Origin of the sequence: Catellatospora sichuanensis, assembly GCF_007483665.1 — a bacterium.
Taxonomy (GTDB): Bacteria; Actinomycetota; Actinomycetes; order Mycobacteriales; family Micromonosporaceae; genus Catellatospora; species Catellatospora sichuanensis.
In genome coordinates this window covers 312,551-334,145 of sequence record NZ_VIQO01000011.1, presented here as the reverse complement: position 1 = coordinate 334,145, position 21,595 = coordinate 312,551, and the positions used below count along the sequence as shown (strand labels likewise).

Sequence of the window (21,595 nt, the reverse complement as noted above, 5' to 3'; positions counted from 1 at the left end):
CCGGGCCGAACATCCGACCTGGTTGAGGTCTACGAGTGGTGCACCGGCGACCAGTGCCGCGTTGGACAGCGAAACGGGTGGGGGTGTACGCGGCCGGCACCATATGCGTGCCGTACCCGACCTTCCAAGGCCGGCTGTCGGCCCGTCGATGTAGTGTCATGCCAGCTCATGAGCGGCCTTGGCATGTCGAGGGAGAGGTCGGGATGCCCCACCCCACGGTGCCTCGAACCGCGTGACCGGAGGAGTCGATGCTCGGATGGCGGCAAGTCGACCGATGCCCACACAGGACGACGTGCTCGGGTACTTCAACACGCTGTCGAACTGGGGACGGTGGGGCGACGACGACGAACTCGGGACGCTGAACCACATCACCGACGACGTCCGGCTGGCGGCGGCGCGGGCCGTGCGCCACGGCAGGAGCGTGTCGTGTGCATGGGAAGTTGCCGTGCCGGCAGACATGGAGCGGTCGACGACGACGTGCCCGTGCGCCGCCGACATGCCTGGTGCCGAGAACATGCCGGTGCCCGCATTCCACGCCGACCGGCGCTGGGGCTTTTCGTCCGAGCGGCTCGGCATCGCGTTCCACGGCAACACCATCACCCACATCGACTCGCCGTGCCACATCTTCTGGGACGGCACGATGTACAACGGGCGGTCGCACTCGTCGGTCGACGCCGCAGCGGGATCGGCGTGGGCGGCCGTCACGGCGGCGGCGAACGGAATCGTCACGCGTGGTGTCCTGCTGGACATCGCGAGGGTCCGCGATGTGCCGTGGTTGGAACCGGGGCAGGGCGTGTTTCCCGACGATCTTGAGGAGGCCGAGCGTCGCCAGGGCGTCCGGGTGCGACCGGGCGATGCGGTACTCCTGCGGACCGGCTACGGCCGCGTCCGGCACGAGGCCGGTGAGGCCACCGGTTTCACGCAGGCCGGCTGGCACGCGTCCTGCCTGCCGTGGCTGCATGAACGGGAGGTCGCGCTGATCGGCGCTGACACCCCCCAGGACGTTCAGCCGTCGGGGTACCCAGACGTGCTGATGCCGGTTCACACCGTGAGTCTCGTCGCGATGGGTCTGTGGATGCTCGACAACTGCGACCTGGAGGAGTGCGCGACGACGGCTGCCGAGCTCGGCCAGTGGGACTTCCACCTCGCAGTCGCGCCGGTCCGCTTCGCCGGTACGTCCGGCAGCCCGGTCAACCCGATCGCCACATTCTGACCGCGGCAGCCGCAGGTGGCGGCGATCGTGCAACCGCTCAGCCAGGGCTGGGTTCGGACCGACACGACGGCCCGAGCCCAGCCACAGTCGGGCCAGGCGTGTTCAGGCGAACAAGGCGCGGCCCCAGTGGTCGGACTCGTCCGTGACGCCGGGCGGGCAGGCCCACAGGCCGCTGGAGACGTGCCGGATGTATTCGTTGAGGATGTCGGCGCGGGCCAGGCTGCGCTGGACCGGCACGAACTGCTTGCGCGGGTCGCGCTGGTAGGCGATGAAGAACAGCCCCGCGTCCAGGCGGCCCAGTCCGTCGGTGCCGTCGACGAAGTTGTAGCCCCGGCGCAGCAGGTGCGCCCCGCTGTTGAAGTCGGGGTGGGCCAGCCGGATGTGGGCCTGCTTGGCGATGACGGGCTCGCCGTCGGCGCCCTTGGCCTCGAAGTCCGGCTCGTCGAACTCCTTGGCTCGCCCCAGGGGTGCGCCCTCGCCCTTGTCCCGGCCGAAGATCGCCTCCTGCTCGGTGAGCGAGGTGCGGTCCCAGGTCTCGACGGTCATCCGGATGCGGCGGCTGACCAGGTAGCTGCCGCCCGCCATCCAGGCCGCGCCGTCCTCTGCGCGCGCCCACAGCTGCTCGCGCAGCAGGCCGGTGTCTTCGAGCTTCATATTGCGGGTGCCGTCCTTGAAGCCCATCAGGTTGCGGGCCGTGGCCTGCTCCCGTGACGTGCTGGAGGTGCGCCCGAAGCCGAGCTGGGAGTAGCGGATGGACACCGTGCCGAAGCCGATGCGGGCCAGGTTGCGGATCGCGTGCACCGCCACCTGGGGGTCGTTGGCGCAGGCCTGCACGCACAGGTCGCCGTCGCTGATCTCGGGCCGCAGCGCGTCGCCCGGGAAATGCGGCAGCGCCTCCAGCGCGGCCGGCAGACTTTCGCCGATGCCGAACCGGTCGGTGCCCGCGGCGTCGCGGAACAGGCTGCGACCGAACCCGACGGTCAGGGTCAGCCCGGAGGCGGGCAGCCCGAGCGCCTCGCCGGTGTCGTCCGGCGGTGCCTCGGCCTGGCCGCCGACCGCGCCGAGCAGGCCCGCGTCCCGGCCCTGCGTCATCCGCGCCGCGGCCGCGGTCCACTCCCGCAGCATCTCGACCAGCTTCGCGCGATCCTTCGTGATCACGTCGAACGCCGCGAAGTGCAGCCGGTCCTGCGCAGGCGTGACGATGCCCGCCTGGTGCTCACCGTAGAACGCCACCGCGTCGCCCGGCGACGCCGACGCAGGCGACCGCTCGTTGTCCATCATCGCCGTTGCCACGGCGGCCGCACCCGCCACACCTGCGATACCGACCCCGGCCGCGGTCAGGGCCACCCGTCGCGAAATCATCTGCTCCACCTCTTCTGCGGATCCGACGCCGGTCCGCCGCGGCCGGCCCCGTGGGGCGGCGCGGCGGACCGGCGGGCGACTACTTGGCGACGACCGCGGCGACCTTGCTGATCGGCTCGGCGAGGGCGTTGATGACGTCGCTGAGCTCCTTCAGCTCTGCCTGGGTGAGCTGGTTGTGCAGCTTCCAGCCGTCACCGGCGCGGTGCTTGCCCAGCGCCGTCTCCACGTTGGCGAACGCGGTGTCCAGCGCGGTGACCAGCTCCGGCGCACGCTCCTCCAGGGTCGGGCGCAGCGCCTGCACCGAGGCCTTGGAGCCCTCGACGTTGGCGGCGAAGTCCCACAGGTCGGTGTGCGAGTAGCGGTCCTCCTCGCCGGTGATCTTGCCGCTGGCGACCTCGTCCAGCAGCTCCTTCGCGCCGTTGGCCAGCTGCAGCGGCGACAGCTTCTCCGCGTTGGCCTTGGCCACGATCTCCTTCACGTCCACCAGGAGCTGGTCGGCGATCGGCCCGGACTTGCTGATGTCCTTCTTCTCCCACAGGTCCTGCTCGAGGCGGTGGAAACCGGTGAAGGGCATGCCCTCCTCGATCACCTCGGCCCGGCCGTCGATCTTCGGGTCCAGGTCGCCGAAGATCTCTGCCACCGGCTCGATGCGCTCCCAGTAGGTGCGCGCGATCGGGAACAGTGCCTTGGCCTTCTCCGCATCACCGGCCTTGACCGCGGCGACGAACTCCTCGGTCTTGGGCAGCAGCGCCGCGGTCTGGCTGCGGATGTAGCGCTGGTAGCTGGCGGTGGCCTCGGCCAGCTTGGCGTCGGCGGTCAGCGGCGCGGCCGAGCCGGTCACCTTGAACGCGCCCCGGATGCCCTTGCCGATCATGCCCGGCTTGCAGGCGGTCTCGTACGTACCGGCGGTCAGCTCGACCTTCAGCTCCCGGGTCAGGCCCGGCGCGATGTTCTCGACCTCACCCATCACCCGGTCGCCCGCGGCGTACAAGTAGAACTCGGTGACCTTCGCGCCGCTGTTGCTGACGGTGAAGGTGACGGTGCCGGCCGCGGTCTCAGCACGGGCGACCTCGCAGGCGGTATCGGTCGACTTGACCGTGACCGGGCCGGTGGCGTCGCCGGGGGCGGCCGGCTGCGGGTCGGTGGTGCAACCGGCCAGGCCGAGACCGAGCGCGGCCGCTGCGGCCAGCACGGTGAGCTTGCGCATGGGGATACTCCTGATCGTCATACGGGGTTACCGGCTTCCTTCGTTGGCGCCGGAGTCGGGGTGGGAGCGGTGGCGGGCGGGGCCGTGGTGCGGGCGGGCATCAGGAACAGCACGAGTACCGGGACGGCATAGGCCACCCAGGCGACGGTCTCCAGCACCGTCGGTGCGGGCGTGAAGTTGAACGTCCCGCGCAGCAGCTCGGCGTACCAGCTGGTGGGCGGCAGCGCGCCGGAGATGTCGAACGCCAGGGTGTTCAGGCCGGGCAGCACGCCGGCCTCCAGCAGGTCGTGCACGCCGTATTTGAGGATGCCCGCGGCGACCACGATCAGCAGCACGCCGGTCCAGGTGAAGAAGCGGGTCAGGTCGATCCGTACGGCGCGGCGGTACATCAGGACACCGAGCAGGGCCGAGGTGGCGATACCCGTCACGATCGCGATGACCGACCAGGACGAGGTGCCGCCTTGCACGGTGGCGAAGAAGATCAGCGCCGTCTCCAGACCTTCGCGGGCCACCGCCAGGAACGCGGTGACGACGACGGCGATCGGGCCCAGGGAGATGGCAGCGTCGAGTTTTGCCCGCAGCTGTCCGGAGATGGACCTCGCGGCACGCCGCATCCAGAAGATCATCCAAGTGACGAACACGACGGCGAGGATCGAGGTGAGCGCGTCGAACAGCTCCTGGCGCTGGGTGGGCAGGTGCGCTGTCGTGAACTGCAGCACCGCGGCGAAGCCGACCGACAACGCTACTGCCGCCCCGACGCCGGCCCACACGTGACCGATCCGGTTGCGGCGTCCGGTCTTGACCAGGAATGCCAGCAGGATCGTCACCACCAGGGTGGCCTCGAGGCCTTCACGGAGCCCGATCAGGAAGGTCGGAAGAAACACGTTGGACATGGGGGTACGCCTTGTCGGTTGCTGCTGGCTGTGAGCGTCCTGACCATGAGGTCGGCCGCTGTGGCTGTTCGTCGGTCGGCGGGCCCATCCGCGAGATGCGGATCAAGCCGGTGCGAAAGAGGGCTAGCTGTAGGTGAGGCTCTCCTAAATTAGGGTTGCCTACGCATAGTGGCTTCTACAGGTTGTAGAAGTCAAGCCGAGGGCCGACGCGGGGCCGCTCGCTGGGCGGGCAGCTGGTGAAGCCAGACCGCCAGCGCGTGGGTGATCTCCTGGTCGAAAGCCGGCCGGGCTGCCTCCGCGGGGGAGTGGTGCCCGGCTGCGCGGCGTCCGTGCTGCAGTCGCAGCATCGCCAGCGCCCGCTGGACGAACTCGTCGAAGTCGGCCTGCTCAGCGTCAAGGGCAAGCGGGCCTTGCCGGACCGGATCCTCGGCGGTCGAGTTCGCATCGACCGTGACCAGGCGGGTCTTTCTGTCGCTCAACTTCTACAGACTGTAGAAGTTAACCGAGGCTTCCCCTCAATCCACCGGCGTGGGAGTCCGTGCTGCTGCTGGGCTATTCCAGTTCGTCGTGCAGCAGCGAGCGCAGAATCTGCTCGTCCTCGGCGTTGAGGCTGCCGACGAATCGCCGCAGTACGGAGATGCGGTCGCGCTCGGCGGCCAGCAGCCGATTCATACGGTCGGCGACCAGGCCGGCGGCGTCGCGGACCGCGGCGTAGTGATAGGCCCGCCCGTGGCGTTCGCGGATGACCGCACCCTTGGTGTGCAGGCGGGTGAGGATCGTGACGACGGTGCTGTAGGACAGGTCGGCCTGCACGGCCAGCCGGTCGCGGACCTGGCCGGGGGTCAGGGCCAGGCCGGCTTCGGTCAGCACGGTGATGATCTGAGACTCCAGCTGCCCGGACCGGCGGCGGCCAGGGTCAGCGGACTCTGGGCCGGCAGCTGGCTGGGTAGGGCTCATCAGCACCGACTCTATCGCTGCAACCGGTGGTGGCTGCCACCGCCCGTGGCGGGCGGCTGCGCGAAGCGGCTGTCGTTCGCCGAGGACGACTGACGCCGGTCCATCCAGGCCGGACCTGCACGAAAGCAGGTCCGGCCCGGACGCGAAGCGACTAGCCGAGGTACTTGGCCAGGTCGTCGAGGATCTTGTTGGCGGCGGTGACGCCGATGCCGGTCATCCAGGTCTCGTCGGCGACGACCTGAGTCTTTCCGGCCTTGACCGCGCCCAGCGTGGCCCACAGCGGCCCGGCGGTGATCTTCTGCTGCTCGGCTGCCGCCTTCTCGCCGTACGCGGCAACGAAGACGAAGTCGCCGTCGACCTCGGTCACCCGCTCGGCGCTGACCTTGTCGAACCGCTTGTCGTCCTTGTCGGCCAGCAGCTGCCGCTCGGGGCGGCCGAGGCCGGCGTCACCGAGGACGATGCCCGCGAACGACTCCGGGCCGTAGACGCGGATGTGGTCCGGCATGAACCGCACCAGCGAGACCTTGCGCGCGGCGGCGTCCGGGATCGCCGCGCCGACCTCGTCGGCTCGCTTCTCGTACGTGGCCAGCAGGTCCTTGGCCTGCTGCTCCTTGCCCAACGCCTTGCCGTCGAGCAGGAAGTTCGCCTTCCAGGTCTTGCCGACGTTCTCGGTGAACACCGTCGGGGCGATCTTCGACAGCTCGGCGTAGAACTTCTCCTGCCGGAACTTGCTGCCCAGGATGAGGTCGGGCTTGAGTCCGGCGATGGCCTCCAGGTCCGGCTCGGTGAGCACGCCGACCTCGGTGATGCCGTCGGTCGTGCCGGCGCCGAAGTACGTCGGCCAGCCGGTGAGCTCGCCGGCACGGGCGGCACCGACCGGCTTGACGCCCAGCGTCAGGGCAGTGTCGACCTTGTCGGTGTCGAGCACGACCACACGCTGCGGCGCGGCCGGGACCTTGGTGGTGCCCATCGCGTGGGCGATCTCGACCGTGGCCGCCGTGCCGTTGTCGCCGTTGTCGGCGCTGGTGCCGCATCCGGCCAGGGCCAGCCCGGCCGCGACGGCGGCCGTGAGCAGAAGACGCTTGTTCACAGCGTCACTTCCTTTCTGGTTGTACGAGTTCAGGGTCTCGGGATGACCAGCGGCACACCGGTCAGCGGGCAGGCGACGACGGCACAGCTCAGCCCGAAGACGTCGGTCATCAGCTGCTCGGTGACGACCTCACGCGGCGATCCGGTGGCGACGATGCGGCCGTCCTTCATCGCGATCATGTGATCGGCGTGCCGGGCGGCCTGGTTGAGCTCGTGCAGCACCGCCACGACGGTGCGCCCGCCGTCACGCAGCCGCTCCAGCAGCCGCAGGACCTCGACCTGGTGCGCCAGGTCGAGGAAGGTGGTCGGCTCGTCCAGCAGCAGCGCTTCGGTCTGCTGGGCCAGCGCCATCGCGATCCAGACCCGCTGGCGTTGCCCGCCCGACAGCGCCTCCACCGGCCGGCCGGCCAGCTCGGTGATGTCGGCGTCGGCGAGCGCGGCCGCGACGGCGTCCTGGTCGCCGGGGCTCCATTGCTGCCACCAGCGCTGGTGCGGCTGGCGGCCGCGGGCGACCAGGTCGGCGACGGTGACTCCTTCGGGCACCAGCGGCGACTGCGGCAGCACGCCCAGGCGCTGGGCGACCTGGCGCGGAGGCAGGTCGTGCAGGAGTTCGCCGTCGAGCAGCACGCTGCCGCCGCGGGGCCTGAGCAGCCGGCCGAGGGTGCGCAGCAATGTCGACTTGCCGCAGGCGTTCGGCCCGATGATGACGGTGAGTCGGCCGTGGGGGATCTGCACGGACAGGCCGTCGATGACGGTGCGGTCGTCGTAGCCGACGACCAGGTCTTTGCCCTCAAGTCTCATCGACGCCTCCGGACGAGCAGATAGACCAGGTAGGGGCCGCCGATGCCGGCGGTCAGCACACCGACGGGCAGCTGCGTCGGGGCAAGCAGGGTCCGGGCGGCCAGGTCGGCCAGCACCACCAGTACTGCTCCGGCCAGCGCGGAGGCGGCCAGCGGCGGGCGTTCGGTCCGGCACAGCCGCCGGGCCATCTGCGGTGCGACGAGGGCCACGAAGTCGACCGCGCCGACCTGTGCGGTGGCGGCTGCAGCGAGTACCACTCCGAGTGCGCCGGCGCCCAGGCGGCGGGCTGCGGGGCGTACACCGAGCGCACGGGCGGTGTCGTCGTCCAGGGCGCTGGTGCGCAGCGCCCGAGCCGCCCAGAGCAGGGCGGGTAGCGCTATCAGCAGCACCAGGCCAAGGGCGCCGGCTTCTTCGTAGCCGCGGCCGCCCAGCGAGCCGATGAGCCAGATCTGGGCGCGCAGCGCGTCGATGCTCTCGGCGGAGCTCATCACGACCTCGATGCAGGCCCGCAGCGCGAACGCGATTGCGACGCCGGCCAGCACGAACCGGTTGGCGGTGAAGCCGGTACGGGCACCGAACGCGAACACGGCCAGTGCGGCGAGCAGGCCGCCGAGCATCGCGCTCGGTGCGACGAGGGCGTACGCGGTGCCGGAGGTCAGCGCGATCGTGGCGGCCAGGCCGGCGCCCTGGGTGACTCCGATGACGTCGGGGCTGGACAGCGGGTTGCGGGCAACGGACTGGATCAGAGCCCCACCGAGGCCGAACGCGACCCCGCACACCGCGCCGAGCACGACGCGTGGCAGGCGCAGCTCGCGCACGACGAGGTCGTGCTCGGTGCCGCCGGTGAGCAGGGCGCGGACGACGTCGAGCGGCGCGATGGTGCGGGTGCCGATGCCGACGGCGGCCACCATCACCACGATCAGCAGCGCGCCGAGCGCGAGGGTGACGAGCAGGGTGCGGCGGGGGAGTACGAAACTCGCCGGGCCGGCCGTGACGATCATGCGGTCACCACCCGGGCGCGGCGGACCAGCCACAGCAGCACGGGCGCGCCCACCAGCGCGGTGACCACACCTGCGGCGACCTCACCGGGCGGCGTGACGACCCGGCCGAGTACGTCGGCGAACAGCAGCAGGGCGGAGCCCAGCAGCGCCGACAGCGGCAGTACCCAGCGGTGTGCGGTGCCGACCATGGCGCGGGCGGCGTGCGGGACGGCGAGGCCGACGAAGGCGATCGGCCCGGCGAGCGCGACGGCGGCTCCGGTGAGCACGATCGCGGCGATCGCGGCGAGCAGGCGGACCCGGGCTATGCGGTGGCCGAGCCCGCGGGCGACGTCGTCGCCGAGCGCCAGCGCGTCCAGTCCGCGCGCGACGACCGCGGCGAGCAGCAGTCCGATCGCCAGGAACGGGGCCATCTGCGAGGCCATGGCCGGGGTGCGTCCGGCGATGGACCCGACGACCCAGAACCGGTACTGCTCGAAGGTGGCGGCGTCGATGCTGAGGATGCCGTAGATCAGCGCGCCGAGGCCGGCGTCGATCGCCGCACCGGACAGGGCCAGGCTGACCGGCCCGGACCCGTCGCGGGTGCGGGCGGCGACGAAGAACACCAGGGCGCCGGCGAGTGCGGCGCCGGTCAGGCCGAACCAGATCCAGCCGGCCAGGCTCGTTATGCCGAACAGGGCGATCGCGGCGACGACGCCGGTGGCTGCGCCTGCGGAGATGCCCAGCACGCGTGCTTCGGCGAGGGGGTTGCGGGTCAGCGCCTGCATGATCACACCGGCGATGGCCAGGGCTGCGCCGACCTCGATGCCGATGAGGGTGCGCGGCACCCGCAGTTCGCGGACGATGAGCGCGGCTTCGCTGGTCGACGGGTGCAGCAGCGCGTCGACGGCTTCGGCGAGCGGGATGTGGCGGCTGCCGATGGTGAGGCTGGTGGCTACTGCTGCCAGCAGAATGAGTACGGCTAGCAGGACGTAGCCGCCCCGTTTCGCCATGCCCCGCATCGTCGCCCCCTTGTTACCGACGATCCGGGAGCTTAGGTAAGGCAGGCCTTAGATGTCGACCTGAGGTGATGCAGCCCTCAACAATTTCGGTCACCGACCTGCGCTCGGCCGCACAGCGGGCCCGTCGAAACGCCCTAGCCGCGCCACATGTAGCGGTCCGACCGCAAGCGGCAGGCTGAACTCATGCCGCGGAGCTGGCCTTGACGAGCAACTCGACCAGGTCGTAAGCCGCTTCGACGGTCCAGACCAGCGACGACGCCGCGAGCAGCACGGGAACGGCACGCCAGCCCGACGCACCGGGCTTGGACGGGTGGAGCAGGCTCGCCACCCGGCGCGGGACGACGCCGCCGCGGCCGGCGGCGTGCAGTCCCAGCCCGACCGCGGCGGGCGCGGCCAGCGAGGCGTGCCCGATGGCGTGGGCGACGGTGCGGCGGTCGCCGACGGCCTCGGCGGCATACTCGTCAGCGGCCCGTTCGACGAGGTAGCCGACATGGCGTGAAACCCACCACAGTGCGGGGTGTGCCGCGGCGGCGACATCGGCGAGGGCGACCAGGCGGTGATGGCCGGCGTCGAGGTGGGCGCGCTCGTGCGCGATGACCGCGTCGAGGTGGGCGCTGCTGAGGTGCTCACGCATGCCGGTGGTGATGACGATGCGGCCGGGACGTCCGGGCACCGCGAACGCCTGGGGCCGGTCGTCGGGCAGCACCAGCACGGAGGCCGCGCCGTCGATGTAGCGACGTGCCTCGGCGAGGGTGCGCAGGTGCCGCCGGGTTCTGACCGACACGGCGGTGACCGAAGCGAGCAGCAGTACGGCGCTGAGGACCGGCACCCAGGCCACATAGGCGGTGTCGTCGTAAACCGTGCGGGCCGACCAGCCGAACCAGCTCGCCACGGCGGGCACCTGAGCGACGGCTTTGAGAGTGAACACCAGGAGGTTGGCGATGCACGCGGCGGCCGTCGCAGCAGCCGACCAGGCTACGGCGCGGGCCGCGCGGCCGGGCGGCAAGCGGTCGGCCAGCAGCCGCACCGCGATGCTGACCAGCACGGGAACGATGAGCACGGACCACACGAAATGGTCGAACATCTCTCACCTCCGGCCGGGTCTGCCTGGTGAAGTCTGCCATGAACGTCCTCGGCCGCCCGCGGCTGCCCGATCGTCACCCGGACAGGGCGGTGACCGGGACGGTGGCGCTACCGGCCCTCAACGGTCGGCGCGCGGCGACCGACCGGGCACGCCCAGGCCCGATTCATAGGCCAACCACCACGGCCTGGGTTCGGTCGCGCAACCCCGACTTGCCCGGGATGCGGCTGACGTGGGCAATCGCCGTCTCCATGCCGACCACGAGCCGAGCCGCGATCTCCGGCGGCGACGATACGCCAGGCGTCGAACGGTCGCTCGGCGGTGACATCCTTGAGTGGGAAGCATCAGCGGGATCGTGGCGTGGACGTTTTTGCACGCGTAGCCGAGCAGCATTGCTTCGAAAATAGCATTCGGTCAGGTTCCAGGTCGCTGCTCTCCGATGCGATTTCCGGCGACCATCTTTGATGGTGGCCAGCCGGGCGGCGATATCCGAAAGGTTGCGGAGTTCGCCGATATTGTTGGCAGTGCTATATCCACGAGCGAGGATCGACGATTTTCGGCTGACGGACAAGTTAACCTGATAAGAGACGACGATCGTTATCGGGTAAAGAGGTGCGACCGTGCCGCGCAGAGTGTTTGGTGCCGCAGTGGTACTTTTCATGGTCAACACATTCTGCGTCACAGCGACCACTGCGGGGCCCGATCTTGTCCTGTCCGGAATCAACGAACGCGAGGCCAATGGCGGCGCGCACGCGTTCGAACTCTATGGCGACTTCCCCGCCAACGCCAACGTCCGACCTGTCGTGACCTGCAACGGGAAGGTCATGCCGGCGGAGATGATGGCACCGCCGCTTCGTACGCAGATCAACGTTAACGTCGAAGCGATGCCTGCGGGCTCGACCTGCACCTTTTTCCTGGAGCGTCTGAGCGACGGGTCGAACAGCGGTGCGCGTTCGGTCGTGACCGGCCCCATCCCGATTCAGATCAATGGCATGGCCGACCGGGGCGTCACCGGCGGCCGGCGGTTCGTGGAGTTGTACGGCTCCTTCGCCCACGCGCCGAGCCTGCAAGCACGGGTGGTGTGTGGAGGCCGCTACGCCGGAGGACGGGTGGAGTTCGCATCGTTCGGCCAGATCAACGTCTCATTGCCGGATGCCGGCCCGGCCGGCGCATGCACATTCGTGCTGCGTCAACCCGGCACCGGACTGGCCAGCCCGGTCTTCGGCTCGGCTCCTGCCGCCACCGACGCGGCTTTGCCGGGGTTCGGCGGCTACTTCTACGGCGGAGTGCCCCCGCATCCGGCAGGGTCGCTCGTACGTGGGCAAGCCTTCCTCGACTCTGCCGGCTTCGACACCGCCCGGCTTGTCATCACGCCCCGCGTGCGCAGCGGCGACCCGATCGACAACTACTACAACTTCGATCTGGACAGCCTGAACGCCGCATGCCCGCCGACCACGGCCTTCCTTCCCTGTGCGATCAGTAGACCTGAATACCAAACGGTGATGTCTCCCGCCTCTGTGCGCAAGATCGTGTTGACAGCCTACGATTCCGCGTCATCGGGGTCGTCGGGGCAATCGGCCGACTACGTCGATCCGGTGTTCTGGCAGAACCCAAGCAACCGTGACGCGGTCTTCCGCGAATACCGCGACTTGGCGTACGCGTTGTATGAAACGCAGAACGACACCGGGAAAACGTTCGTCATCGCGTCCTGGGAGGCCGACAACCAGGCCTACTGCGGATCGTTCTACGATTACTGGACCAAGCCGGGTTTCCGCACCTCCTGCGGCGATATTCCTTCGCGCGACCGCGCGATCGCGGCGATTACCGAGTGGTTCAAGGTTCGTCGCGACGGAATCTCGGCAGGACAGCGACTTGCCCGCGACGCCGGGTATGGAGGTGTCACGGTCTCGGACGGCGTCGAGTTCAACATGAACACGCTGACAAACATCTATGATGTCGGCGGGACGGTCCTGCGGTCGGTGTTGAAGGACGTCGTGCCGTCAGTTCGCCCCGGCTACGTGCTCTACTCCGCATATGACAGCCAGAACCGTGGCCGGATGGAACAGGATCTACGCGAGATCCGCGACTGGTTGGGCACCAGCTCGCCCGGGGCGCAGTTGGCTGTCGGCGAGGTCGGTTTCCCGCGCCACGCGATCGATGGTGTCGACGGCTTCCGGACTGTGGAGACGGCCAAGGCCGTCCAACGGGTGGGGCTGCCTATCGCGATCCTCTGGGAGGCGTTCGATACGAACTCTGGTGACCGTGTCCGGCCGTACGGGCTGCTGCACGCGACTGGCGGCGCGCGAGCCGTGATGGACATCCTGCGGCGGGAACTGCAGGCACAGGCCACCGAGATGGCGACGAACCCTTCCGCCCGAATCCTCGCCGCCGCAGACCGCGGCGTCACGCCGATCGGCGGCATCGACTACAGATTCTTCGAACTCTACGGATCGTTTCCGAGCGGCCCGTTCACGGCGACTGCTCTGTGCGACGGCACGGAAACGCCGATCGACGTGGTTCACCAGTCAGCCGGCCAGGTCAACGTGCGTCTGCGCCACGCGGGAGTCGAGCAGCGCTACTGCACGATGCGACTCGTGCGTGGCGACGGCACCCGCAGCCTGGCCTTCGGCCCGGTCATCGACTGAGTATCCGAAAGGCCCGGTGGCCGAGAGCCGCACGAGCGAGGTTGGCGCCGTCGTACAGTGCCTGGTGATCGTCGTGTCCACGAGTTTCGACACCACTGCGCCGCAATCTGCGCCGAGGTTCCGGCGGGTAAGCGGTCTGGTCGTCAGCCAGGTCGGTCCATTAGGGTCGGCGGCATGACGCCAGCCGTTGCCGCCAGTGCCTTCGACTCGCTGTGCCTCGACGCCGTGCCCGACCAGGAGACGCTGCGCCTGGCCTACGAACTGCCCAGCGACGCGGCCGTGCGCAAGCAGATGACCGAACTCACCGACCAGACCCGGCAGTTGATCGACTGCTCGTCGCTGGTCCTGGTCGCCAGCGTGGACGCCGAGGGCAACTGTGACGTCACCCCGCGCGGCGGACCTGCCGGGTTCGTCGCCGTCCTGGACGCACGGACGGTGGCGATACCGGACGCGACTGGCAACAAGCGTCTGGACACCCTGCAGAACGTCATCGCGACGGGGCGGGCCGGGCTGCTGTTCATCATCCCGGGGCGCACCACGACGCTCAGGGTGAACGGCCGGGCCTGCGTCTCCACTCGCCCCGAGCTGTTGTCGCAACTGACCGCCGTGGGCAAGCCGCCGGCCAGTGCGCTGGTGCTGGGGATCGAGGAGGTCTACCCGCACTGCCCCAAGGCGCTGCTGCGCAGCGGTGCCTGGAAGCCGGAGCAGTGGCTGCCGGCCGACGCCCAGCCGACCTCGGCTGAGGTGACGCTGGCCCAGCTGCGGATGCCTGAGCTGACGATCGCTGACATCGAGCAGGCGGAGGCGGACTCGCTGAAGTATCGGTACGAGTGACGTGCCGCACAGCGATGGTGTGATCACTACGGTTGCCCGTGGGGTCGTTTTCACCATCGGAACCTGAGTGGGTTTGTTGGCCGTGATCGACGCTGGTGGCGGTGTTCTGGTCAGAAGTCTCGCCATTCGTCGAACCACTCGTCGGAGATCTCAGCGGGCACTCCGGCTTGTCGGGCGAGGTCGGCGAACACGTCGCCTGCTTCTTCGCGGCGGATGGTGTCCATGAGGAACTCTTCGCCGTCGAGGTCGTCGAGCCCGTTGATGAACGCGCGCAGGATGGGCTCAGCTGCGCTGATCGGGTCGGTGCCGGCCGGCACCGCTTTGAGCGCGAGAAGCGTGGCGTCGTAGAGGGCGCAGGCCGCCCCGGCGTTGGGGGCTTCTTCGTCGATCCAGTGACGGAATGGATTGTCTGCGCTGGGGACGGGTGAACGGTCCATGCCGGTCAACATAATTCCCGGCTGTGACTTCGAGGTCACCAGCTGAGAACAGCGCCGGGTGCGGGGCGCACCCGGCGCCGGTGCGACCAGGAGAGACATGACCACGTTCCGCCGGTACGCCGTCGCGACGGCGTACCGCCGCATGGCTGCTGCTCTGGCTCGCCGCCAGCCCAGCACGCGCCGCCGGGTCGGCGCCCTGCTCGCCTACCTTGGCTGCGCGCTCTGCCCGTAGCGAACTCGGCTGTCAGGTCGTGGCCGGCCTGGTTATAAAGGACCCATGTTGAATCCGGCGGAGCGGGCTCGCGCCCAGGCGACTCCGCGTCGGGTGCTGTTGCGCTCGGCGCTGGGCGAAGCACTACGGCGCCTGCGCCTCGAACAGGGCCGTACGCTGGCCGAAGTCTCGCTGGCGGCGCGGATCTCGATGCCCTACCTTTCCGAGGTCGAGCGCGGCCTCAAGGAGATCTCCTCCGAGGTGCTCGCGGCGTTGTGCGCGGCATTGGGCATCGAGCTGGCAGAACTGCTCGTCTCCGTCGCCTTTCACCTCTCGTCGGACAGCGGCACGGCCGCGGTGCTTGCCGCCCGCCAGGCAGACGCGGGGCGGTTCGAGGTGGCGGCGCCGCCGACCCGGCGAGCCGGCGACGCCTACGCCCTGGCCGCCTAGTCTTTCGGTGTCGTCTTCACGGTGCTGATGACCTGGTCGGCCAAGCCGTACGCGACGGCTTCGCCCGCGCTGAACGTCTTGTGCCGATCGAGGTCGTGCCGGATCTTCGTGGCGGGGTGACCCGTGTGGCGGCTGAGTATGTCGTCCATCTCGGCCCGCACGCGGGACACATCGCGCGCCCGTATCGCCAGGTCGGGCAGCGTGCCCTGAGCCACGTCGAAGGACCCCTCCTCGGTGGACGGCTGATGCAGCACCACCTTGGCGTGCCGCAGCACCGACCGCTTGCCGGCCGTCCCCGCCGCCAGCAGCACGGCCGCGGCCGAGGACGCCTGCCCGATGCACAGGGTGGCGACGTCAGGCCGGACGTACTGCATCGTGTCGTAGATCGCGGTCAGCGCACTGTAGGAGCCGCCCCGTGAATTGATGTAGAACTCGATGTCCAGGTCGGCGCTCTCGGACTGCAGGTACAGCAGCTGCGCGATGATCACGTTGGCGACGTCGTCGTTGATCTCCGTGCCGAGGAAGACGATCCGCTCCGACAGCAGCCGGGAGTAGATGTCGAAGGCCCGCTCGCCACGCGAGGTCCGCTCGACGACGGTGGGAATCGTGTACTGGCCCATGGTCCTACACCCCCATCCGCTGCTTGACCACGCGTGGGCGGATGTCGTCGAGGTGCGCGACGATGTGATCGACCATCCCGTAGTCCAACGCCTCCTGCGCGCTGAACCAGCGATCGCGTTGCCCGTCTTCGACGATCGTCGCCACCGGCCGGCCGGTGTGCCCGGCGGTCAACGCACTCATCATGGTGCTGATCCGGTCCAGCTGACCGGCGTAGATCTCGACGTCGGCCGCAGTGCCGCCCAGTCCCGCCGAACCCTGGTGCATGAGTATCTGCGCACTGGGCAGGGCGAACCGCTTGCCCGGCGTCCCGGCGCACAGCAGGAACTGCGCCATGCTGCCCGCCAGCCCCATCGCCACGGTGATCACATCGTTGGGGATGAGCTGCATCATGTCGTACACGGCCAGCCCCGCGAGCACCGAACCGCCCCGCGAGTTCAGGTACAGCGCGACGTCGCGGCGCGGGTCCTCGGCGGACAGCGCCAGGAGCTGAGCGCACATCCGGTTGGCGATCTCGTCCTCGACGTCGGATCCGAGCACGATGATCCGCTCGTGCAACAGCCTCTTGCTGATCTCGTCGTCCAGTGTGGTGGTGACGCTCACTTGTGCACTCCTGTTCCCTCGGGTCGTTCACGGTCCACGATCAGGCCCGAGGCGCGGCATACCAAGGCAATCTGCTGACAGCGACTTAGCCGAGGGCAGATCAGGCTCAGGTCGCCTGCGAGGTGGCTCCGCAGGTGCATGGTTACGGCCGGGGTTACTCGGTCGGCGATCGTCGTACGGACTGCCGACCGGATCGCGGCTGGAGCGCATCGCGGCGGTGAATGACACGTTCGATCCGTGATGTAATCGATCAATGGAGTTGGTCGTTGAAGCTGAGGGGGCCGTCCTGCCCGCCTCACTGGACTTGCCCGTGGGGCATGCACGCGCCGCCGTTGTGGCGTTGCATGGCGCCGAGGCCGGCCAACGCTCCTTTTTTCTGTACGAGCACCTTGCCGACCAGCTCCCAGCCGCGGGGATCGGGGTGCTGCGTTACGACCGGCGGCCCGCGAAGGACGGCGACGACGTGCCGTTGGCGGTGCAGGCCGCCGACGCGTACGCGGCAGTCGAAGCGCTGCGTCGGCAGATCGGGGACGTTCCGATAGGGCTCTGGGGGTTCAGCCAGGGCGCCTGGGCCGCGACCGTAGCGGCGAACACCAAGCCAGACGATATTGCGTTCCTGGTGCTGGTGTCATCATGCGGAGTATCTCCAGCACGTCAGATGCGCTTCGGCACAGCCGAACAGCTGAGGCGGAACGGCTTCGACCCGGCTGCCATCGCCGAGCTGATCGACCTCCGCACCACCGTCGAGGAATTCCTGCGGGGCGACATCCCTCGCGCCACAGCGCAATCCGTCGTCGACCACGCCGCCGAGCGGCCCTGGTTCCCGTTGGCCTACATTCCTCGGCAGCTACCCGAACGGTCAGGCACCTGGGCGGACATGGACTTCGACCCGACATCCGCGATCGCGGGGTTGCAGTGCCCCGTGCTGCTGTTCTACGGCGAGACCGACGAGTGGATGCCCATCGGCGACAGCGTCGCGGCATGGCGTCACGCTTACGCCATCGGGGACGAACCCGATCTGACGATCTGCCGACTGCACGGCTGCGGGCATCAACCCACCCTGAACGGGGGCCCTGACCTCGCGGACATCAGTCCTCGATACACCAGCACCATGCTCGCCTGGTTTGACAGGCAACTGCCAGCACTCTCGACGGCATAGACCAGCGACGCTTCCCGGCGAGCAGCCGCCGACACCAACTGTCGTCTGCCGCTCGGCCGGCGCGGCCCGGGGGCACTGCCGGTTTCCGGTCGGAGCTGCCGGTGATCGAAACGGGCGGCGCGATGGGCGCGAGCGCCACGGTTGAACCGAGATAGGGTCCCCGTCTATGGACATGCTGAAGGGCGAGAAGATCGCCGAGGCCAACCTGGCCGACTGGCGCAAGCTGGCCCAGGGACTGCATGCCCGCTACCTGGTCGGGGACTTCGGCACCGGCGTACGGTTCGTCGCCGCGGTGGGCGATGCGGGCGATGCGCTCGGCCACCACCCGCGCGTGTCGATCGGCAACGGGTACGTCGATCTCAAGCTGATCACCGACGACGCCGTCTACCGCGACGACGAGGGCACCGAACACGTCCTCGAATGGGTGACCCAGCAGGACATCGACCTCGCGCGACGGATCACCGAGATCGCCGCCGACCACAAGGTCGACGCCGACCCGGCCTCGGTCAGCATGATCGAGCTCGGCCTCGACACGGCGCGCTCCGCGACCATCGCCCCGGTGTGGGCCGCCCTGCTGACCGGGAACCCCGGGGCCCAGGGCCACGGGTCCCCCAGTGACGAGATCCGGGACGCCACGGGCCGGGTGCCGAACCTGTGGTTCGGGGACGCCGATGAGCACGAGACCTCGCGTCAGCGGTTCCACGTCGAGGTCTACGTGGCGCCAGAGGTGGCCGAGCAACGGATCGCCGCCGCCCTCGCCGCGGGCGGGACCGTCGTCGATGACAGCAACGCGCCCTCGCTCACCGTGATCGCCGACCAGGACGGCAACAAGGGAATCGTATGCGTCGACGTGTCCGCTGCGAAGAAGGAGTGAACCGGCAACTCGGGTGACCCGGGCCCTGGAAGGGCGTGATCGTTGTCCCGGTCGAGGTGATCGGCCGGGACGCGTCGCGTGTCGAGTTGGTGATTCTGCTCGGTCAGGTGGTCGTAACCTGCCGCCGTGTTGGTTGCGACAAGGAAGCGTGGGCCACACTGGTGATTTTGCTGATTCCCGCGTCGGAAGTTTCTGTTGAAATCGACGCCTGCCGATAGAGGTGACCGTCGGTCATCGGGAGCAGGCGCATTTCCGCGCATCCGACAGAACAGCGCTGGCGCATTCGGTCAGGCGCAGTCAGAAGGGATCTCCGACATGTCTCACACCAGCGGCCGACTCCGAGCACTCGGTGTACCGTCCATCGGATTCATCGCCTTGGGCACCGTCTTCGCTGTCATGCCGCCCGCCTCCGCCGCCACCTCGATCTACAGCGAGACCTTCACCAACGGGCTCGGCACCTTCACCATGTCCGGCTCCGTCACGAACAGCGCGGGCAGCGCCCGGTTGGCCGCGTCGCTGCTCTCCGACCCAGCCATGACGTCCGCGCCCATCAGCCTGACCGGATACGGCAACGTGACGGTGTCCTACACCCGGGTGGCGTCCGGCCTTGACCTCGGCGAGAGCTTCACCGTGAGCTACTCGGTGAGCGGCGGTCCGTTCACCGCCCTGGAAACTGCGCGCACCGCCACCGGCACGGCGACGTACCCCCTGCCGGCCTCGGTCAATGGCCGCGACCTGCGGCTGCGGTTCTCGCTGGACGCCAGCAGCATCCTGGAGACGCTGACCGTCGACAACGTGCTCGTCCAGGGCGACAGTGTCACCCCAGGCCCGACCCCGACCGCTTCGCCGAGCGGCTCACCCGGCGGCTCGTTGCCGCCGGTGAGCGACGTGACGAGGCCCGGGCCGTACGCGGTGACCATCGACCAGACCGCCGGGCCCAGCGACGACGGCTGGCTGGTGTACCCGACGAACGCGGGCCAGAACGGGGTGGACCACCCGATCCTCATCTGGGGCCCGGGCGCGGGGTCCGACCCGGCCGCCTACGAGGACATGCTGCGCCAGTGGGTTTCGCACGGGTTCGTCGTCTACAGCGAGGTCTCGTCCAGCAGCGGCGACTACATGGTCGACGCTCTCGACTGGCTGGAGGACGAGAACGTCAGGTCGAGCAGTCCGCTATACCAAGACCTTGATCTCTCGGAGGTGGCCTTCGGCGGCCATTCCCGGGGTTCGATCGGAACATTCGACGTGGCCAACGAGCCGCGGCTGGAGACCACGATCCATGTGGCCGGCGGCTCCTTCGACGGCAACGGTCCGAGCAATCTGCGCAACCCGGCGCTCTACATCGGCGGTGACGCAGACTTCGCCACCTCGAACGTACAACGCGACTACACCAACACCCGCGTGCCGGTGTGGTTCAACATCCTCGACAACACCGACCACATCGCGGCTACCCGCAACGCCCAGCACATCATCACCGCCTGGCTGCGATGGCACCTGGCCGACGAGGAGTTCCGCCGCACGGAGAACTTCCTGAGGTCCGACTGCACCTTCTGCAACCTCGGCGACGTCGCATACAAGAACTGGTGACAGCTCGCAGACCGTACGATTCCGTCCCTGGTACGACGACGGCCCCGGCGCCGAGCATGAGCTCGGCGCCGGGGCCGTGCGGGCCCTACCTCGGATCCGCGGTCACGTCGTGACGACCGTCAGACGGCGGTGCGCGACCACTGCTGGTTGGTGCCGGTGTTGCACGTGTACTGCTTGAGGATCACGCCATCCGCGGTCGATGCGGCGGGTACGTCCACGCATTTGCTGCTGTGTCGGGCCCGGAGCTGGAAGTAGCTGCCGTTGGCGACCATCTGGAACTGCTGGTTGTTGCCGGTGCCACAGGTGTACTGGATGAGCTCGGCACCGTCGGCGGTGGAGGCGCTCGCCACATCGAGGCATTTTCCGCTGTGCCGGCTGATGATGCGCCAGTAGCCGCTGCCGGCGTCCTGGAACTGCCACTGCTGCCAGGCGTTGCCGTTGTAGGTGTACTGGCCGATGCGCGCGCTGTTGGCGGTGTTGGGTGATTGGACGTCCATGGCCTTGCCGCTGTGGCGCACGTTGATCCGGTAGAACGTCGCCGGGGGCGTCGTGGGGTTGCTGACGGTGTCGCCCCAGGCGTATTTGACCCGGTCGGCGCCGGAGGTGTTGCGGATGGTCAGGTTGAGGTTGGTGCCGCTGCCGCTCAGGGCGTACATCGAGTAGCCGTCGTAGCCGAGGGTTCCGGTGGGCTTGCCGCCGACGGCGGGCCAGTAGGTGCCGCCCATCTGGTTGTTGCGCATGACCTGGGCGATGGCGCGGATGTACCGCACGAAGTTTTCAGTGCTGTTGGCGTCGGCGTAGTTGAGGCCGGTGTGCATGGCCGCGCCGAACTCGGTCACGACCGCGCGGGAGGCGCAGTTGCCCAGACGTGTCTGAATGTGGCTCAGGAAGGCGTCGTAGGTCATCTCGGCGTAGAAGAACGCGTAGTGGTGGAAGGACAGCAGCGTCGCGTTGAAGCGGGTGTCGTTGCAGACATCCCGCAGGTCCTGGCTGTAGCCGGTGCCGCCGATGAGCACCCGGCCCGGCACTGCCGAGGTGTGGTAGCCGAGCCAGGTCGCTGCGACGTTGCGCCACTCTGTCGAGGTGTAGCCGTGCGGCTCGTTCATCGGCTCGAAGTAGACGTTGCCGTTCGAGCCGTACGTGTTGGTCACGCTGGACCACATCGTGTTCCACGCGGCGATGTTCGTGATCCTGCCGCCGGAGGCGGCGCCGTCCTCCCAGTAGGCGAGGATGACCTTGAACCCGCGCTCGGTGGCCGCGTCGATGGCGCCACGGTAGGCGTTCCACCAGGTCGTGTTGGCCACCGTGTGCGTGTTGATCGGCAGCCGGACGGTGTTGACCCCCATGGTGGAGGCCATGTCGTCATAGAGGGCGTTGGCCTTGGCCCGCACCGTCGCGTTGCTGTCGGACTGGCTCAGGCCGTCCAGGACGAGCGTGGTGGTGCTGAAGTTGTCACCCAGCACGGCCCAGTTCATGCCCCGGAACTGGCTGGTGGCGGCATTGGCCGGTGAAGCGGAGACGACCACGCCGGCCAGCGCGGTGAGGGCGGTCACCGCAAGGGCGCTCAGCAGTCGG

23 protein-coding genes and 1 pseudogene are annotated in these 21,595 nt (G+C 68.9%); 9 read left to right on the top strand and 15 right to left on the bottom strand.

Annotation, left to right across the window (positions count from 1 at the left end; all coding sequences use genetic code 11):
* Positions 1–274 precede the first annotated feature (274 nt).
* Positions 275–1,213, top strand: coding sequence for a cyclase family protein (locus tag FLL47_RS23185; RefSeq protein WP_144122669.1), 939 nt, complete (start codon positions 275–277; stop codon positions 1,211–1,213).
* 102 nt (positions 1,214–1,315) lie between these two features.
* Here FLL47_RS23185 and efeB read toward each other — a convergent pair whose 3' ends face one another.
* From efeB to FLL47_RS43065, 11 genes are all read right to left on the bottom strand, one after another.
* Positions 1,316–2,575 (bottom strand): iron uptake transporter deferrochelatase/peroxidase subunit, encoded by a 1,260-nt coding sequence (gene efeB / locus FLL47_RS23180; protein ID WP_144122668.1) that lies wholly within the window; start codon positions 2,573–2,575, stop codon positions 1,316–1,318.
* A gap of 79 nt (positions 2,576–2,654) precedes the next feature.
* Complete coding sequence (efeO, locus tag FLL47_RS23175; protein ID WP_144122667.1) at positions 2,655–3,782, bottom strand: iron uptake system protein EfeO; 1,128 nt, start codon at positions 3,780–3,782, stop codon at positions 2,655–2,657.
* A 17-nt stretch (positions 3,783–3,799) separates the two neighbouring features.
* The gene (efeU, locus tag FLL47_RS23170) at positions 3,800–4,675 is read right to left on the bottom strand and encodes an iron uptake transporter permease EfeU (protein ID WP_144122666.1); all 876 of its coding nucleotides are present in this window, start codon (positions 4,673–4,675) and stop codon (positions 3,800–3,802) included.
* 191 nt (positions 4,676–4,866) lie between these two features.
* Entirely contained in the window at positions 4,867–5,154 is a 288-nt protein-coding gene (locus FLL47_RS23165) for a hypothetical protein (RefSeq protein ID WP_144122665.1), read from the bottom strand.
* Positions 5,155–5,227: 73 nt separating this feature from the next.
* Positions 5,228–5,632 (bottom strand): BlaI/MecI/CopY family transcriptional regulator, encoded by a 405-nt coding sequence (locus FLL47_RS23160; protein ID WP_144122664.1) that lies wholly within the window; start codon positions 5,630–5,632, stop codon positions 5,228–5,230.
* A 151-nt stretch (positions 5,633–5,783) separates the two neighbouring features.
* Positions 5,784–6,722 (bottom strand): ABC transporter substrate-binding protein, encoded by a 939-nt coding sequence (locus FLL47_RS23155; protein ID WP_144122663.1) that lies wholly within the window; start codon positions 6,720–6,722, stop codon positions 5,784–5,786.
* A gap of 29 nt (positions 6,723–6,751) precedes the next feature.
* Positions 6,752–7,522: an ABC transporter ATP-binding protein gene (locus FLL47_RS23150; protein WP_144122662.1), complete on the bottom strand. Its 771-nt coding sequence runs from the start codon at positions 7,520–7,522 to the stop codon at positions 6,752–6,754.
* Positions 7,519–8,523 (bottom strand): FecCD family ABC transporter permease, encoded by a 1,005-nt coding sequence (locus FLL47_RS23145; protein WP_144122661.1) that lies wholly within the window; start codon positions 8,521–8,523, stop codon positions 7,519–7,521. The genes FLL47_RS23150 and FLL47_RS23145 overlap by 4 nt, the downstream gene beginning before the upstream one ends.
* Positions 8,520–9,512 (bottom strand): FecCD family ABC transporter permease, encoded by a 993-nt coding sequence (locus FLL47_RS23140; protein ID WP_246158453.1) that lies wholly within the window; start codon positions 9,510–9,512, stop codon positions 8,520–8,522. The genes FLL47_RS23145 and FLL47_RS23140 overlap by 4 nt, the downstream gene beginning before the upstream one ends.
* Before the next feature lie 190 nt (positions 9,513–9,702).
* A complete protein-coding gene (locus tag FLL47_RS23135) occupies positions 9,703–10,605 on the bottom strand; it encodes a M56 family metallopeptidase (protein ID WP_144122659.1) in 903 nt (300 codons plus the stop codon).
* 163 nt (positions 10,606–10,768) lie between these two features.
* Positions 10,769–11,263, bottom strand: a complete 495-nt coding sequence (locus tag FLL47_RS43065) for a helix-turn-helix domain-containing protein (protein WP_186315862.1) — start codon at positions 11,261–11,263, stop codon at positions 10,769–10,771.
* On the opposite strand from FLL47_RS43065, the gene FLL47_RS23130 reads away from it, so the two are divergent.
* Together FLL47_RS23130 and FLL47_RS23125 are read left to right on the top strand one after the other, a co-directional pair.
* Positions 11,262–13,247 (top strand): hypothetical protein, encoded by a 1,986-nt coding sequence (locus FLL47_RS23130; RefSeq protein WP_144122658.1) that lies wholly within the window; start codon positions 11,262–11,264, stop codon positions 13,245–13,247. The two genes, FLL47_RS43065 and FLL47_RS23130, sit on opposite strands and share 2 nt — an antisense overlap.
* 174 nt (positions 13,248–13,421) lie before the next feature.
* Complete coding sequence (locus tag FLL47_RS23125) at positions 13,422–14,081, top strand: MSMEG_1061 family FMN-dependent PPOX-type flavoprotein (protein ID WP_144122657.1); 660 nt, start codon at positions 13,422–13,424, stop codon at positions 14,079–14,081.
* A gap of 110 nt (positions 14,082–14,191) precedes the next feature.
* Here the strand turns inward: FLL47_RS23125 and FLL47_RS23120 are convergent, their stop codons facing one another.
* A complete protein-coding gene (locus tag FLL47_RS23120; protein ID WP_144122656.1) occupies positions 14,192–14,518 on the bottom strand; it encodes a hypothetical protein in 327 nt (108 codons plus the stop codon).
* A 97-nt stretch (positions 14,519–14,615) separates the two neighbouring features.
* On the opposite strand from FLL47_RS23120, the gene FLL47_RS23115 reads away from it, so the two are divergent.
* Together FLL47_RS23115 and FLL47_RS44160 are read left to right on the top strand one after the other, a co-directional pair.
* Complete coding sequence (locus tag FLL47_RS23115) at positions 14,616–14,750, top strand: DUF2065 family protein (RefSeq protein ID WP_144122655.1); 135 nt, start codon at positions 14,616–14,618, stop codon at positions 14,748–14,750.
* Positions 14,751–14,795: 45 nt separating this feature from the next.
* Positions 14,796–15,041, top strand: a pseudogene (locus FLL47_RS44160) (helix-turn-helix domain-containing protein); the annotation flags it as partial.
* Between the two features lie 134 nt (positions 15,042–15,175).
* On the opposite strand, the gene FLL47_RS23105 reads toward FLL47_RS44160, so the two are convergent.
* Complete coding sequence (locus FLL47_RS23105) at positions 15,176–15,799, bottom strand: ATP-dependent Clp protease proteolytic subunit (protein ID WP_144122653.1); 624 nt, start codon at positions 15,797–15,799, stop codon at positions 15,176–15,178.
* Between the two features lie 4 nt (positions 15,800–15,803).
* Complete coding sequence (locus FLL47_RS23100; RefSeq protein WP_144122652.1) at positions 15,804–16,400, bottom strand: ClpP family protease; 597 nt, start codon at positions 16,398–16,400, stop codon at positions 15,804–15,806.
* A 253-nt stretch (positions 16,401–16,653) separates the two neighbouring features.
* Here FLL47_RS23100 and FLL47_RS23095 point away from each other — a divergent pair, with 253 nt between their 5' ends.
* The 4 genes from FLL47_RS23095 to FLL47_RS23080 all read left to right on the top strand — a co-directional run bounded on the left by FLL47_RS23095 (position 16,654) and on the right by FLL47_RS23080 (position 20,020).
* On the top strand, positions 16,654–17,559 hold the full coding sequence (locus FLL47_RS23095; RefSeq protein WP_144122651.1) for an alpha/beta hydrolase family protein: 906 nt from the start codon (positions 16,654–16,656) through the stop codon (positions 17,557–17,559).
* A 166-nt stretch (positions 17,560–17,725) separates the two neighbouring features.
* Positions 17,726–18,433, top strand: coding sequence for a VOC family protein (locus FLL47_RS23090; RefSeq protein ID WP_144122650.1), 708 nt, complete (start codon positions 17,726–17,728; stop codon positions 18,431–18,433).
* Positions 18,434–18,468: 35 nt separating this feature from the next.
* Positions 18,469–18,651, top strand: coding sequence for a hypothetical protein (locus tag FLL47_RS23085; RefSeq protein ID WP_144122649.1), 183 nt, complete (start codon positions 18,469–18,471; stop codon positions 18,649–18,651).
* 97 nt (positions 18,652–18,748) lie between these two features.
* Positions 18,749–20,020 carry a poly(ethylene terephthalate) hydrolase family protein gene (locus tag FLL47_RS23080; protein WP_144122648.1) on the top strand — a complete coding sequence of 424 codons (1,272 nt, stop codon included), beginning with the start codon at positions 18,749–18,751 and terminating at the stop codon, positions 20,018–20,020.
* A 119-nt stretch (positions 20,021–20,139) separates the two neighbouring features.
* Here FLL47_RS23080 and FLL47_RS23075 read toward each other — a convergent pair whose 3' ends face one another.
* Positions 20,140–21,573, bottom strand: a complete 1,434-nt coding sequence (locus FLL47_RS23075; protein ID WP_246158450.1) for an RICIN domain-containing protein — start codon at positions 21,571–21,573, stop codon at positions 20,140–20,142.
* Between the last annotated feature and the right edge of the window lie 22 nt (positions 21,574–21,595).

Excerpts from the sequence above, each read along its gene's own strand:
- FLL47_RS23185 (WP_144122669.1), top strand. The coding sequence starts at position 275 with ATGCCCACACAGGACGACGTGCTCGGGTACTTCAACACGCTGTCGAAC.
- efeB (WP_144122668.1), bottom strand. The coding sequence starts at position 2,575 with ATGATTTCGCGACGGGTGGCCCTGACCGCGGCCGGGGTCGGTATCGCA.
- efeO (WP_144122667.1), bottom strand. The coding sequence starts at position 3,782 with ATGCGCAAGCTCACCGTGCTGGCCGCAGCGGCCGCGCTCGGTCTCGGC.
- efeU (WP_144122666.1), bottom strand. The coding sequence starts at position 4,675 with ATGTCCAACGTGTTTCTTCCGACCTTCCTGATCGGGCTCCGTGAAGGC.
- FLL47_RS23160 (WP_144122664.1), bottom strand. The coding sequence starts at position 5,632 with ATGAGCCCTACCCAGCCAGCTGCCGGCCCAGAGTCCGCTGACCCTGGC.
- FLL47_RS23150 (WP_144122662.1), bottom strand. The coding sequence starts at position 7,522 with ATGAGACTTGAGGGCAAAGACCTGGTCGTCGGCTACGACGACCGCACC.
- FLL47_RS23145 (WP_144122661.1), bottom strand. The coding sequence starts at position 8,523 with ATGATCGTCACGGCCGGCCCGGCGAGTTTCGTACTCCCCCGCCGCACC.
- FLL47_RS23140 (WP_246158453.1), bottom strand. The coding sequence starts at position 9,512 with ATGGCGAAACGGGGCGGCTACGTCCTGCTAGCCGTACTCATTCTGCTG.
- FLL47_RS23135 (WP_144122659.1), bottom strand. The coding sequence starts at position 10,605 with ATGTTCGACCATTTCGTGTGGTCCGTGCTCATCGTTCCCGTGCTGGTC.
- FLL47_RS23130 (WP_144122658.1), top strand. The coding sequence starts at position 11,262 with ATGGTCAACACATTCTGCGTCACAGCGACCACTGCGGGGCCCGATCTT.
- FLL47_RS43065 (WP_186315862.1), bottom strand. The coding sequence starts at position 11,263 with ATGAAAAGTACCACTGCGGCACCAAACACTCTGCGCGGCACGGTCGCA.
- FLL47_RS23125 (WP_144122657.1), top strand. The coding sequence starts at position 13,422 with ATGACGCCAGCCGTTGCCGCCAGTGCCTTCGACTCGCTGTGCCTCGAC.
- FLL47_RS23120 (WP_144122656.1), bottom strand. The coding sequence starts at position 14,518 with ATGGACCGTTCACCCGTCCCCAGCGCAGACAATCCATTCCGTCACTGG.
- FLL47_RS23115 (WP_144122655.1), top strand. The coding sequence starts at position 14,616 with ATGACCACGTTCCGCCGGTACGCCGTCGCGACGGCGTACCGCCGCATG.
- FLL47_RS23105 (WP_144122653.1), bottom strand. The coding sequence starts at position 15,799 with ATGGGCCAGTACACGATTCCCACCGTCGTCGAGCGGACCTCGCGTGGC.
- FLL47_RS23095 (WP_144122651.1), top strand. The coding sequence starts at position 16,654 with ATGGAGTTGGTCGTTGAAGCTGAGGGGGCCGTCCTGCCCGCCTCACTG.
- FLL47_RS23090 (WP_144122650.1), top strand. The coding sequence starts at position 17,726 with ATGGACATGCTGAAGGGCGAGAAGATCGCCGAGGCCAACCTGGCCGAC.
- FLL47_RS23080 (WP_144122648.1), top strand. The coding sequence starts at position 18,749 with ATGTCTCACACCAGCGGCCGACTCCGAGCACTCGGTGTACCGTCCATC.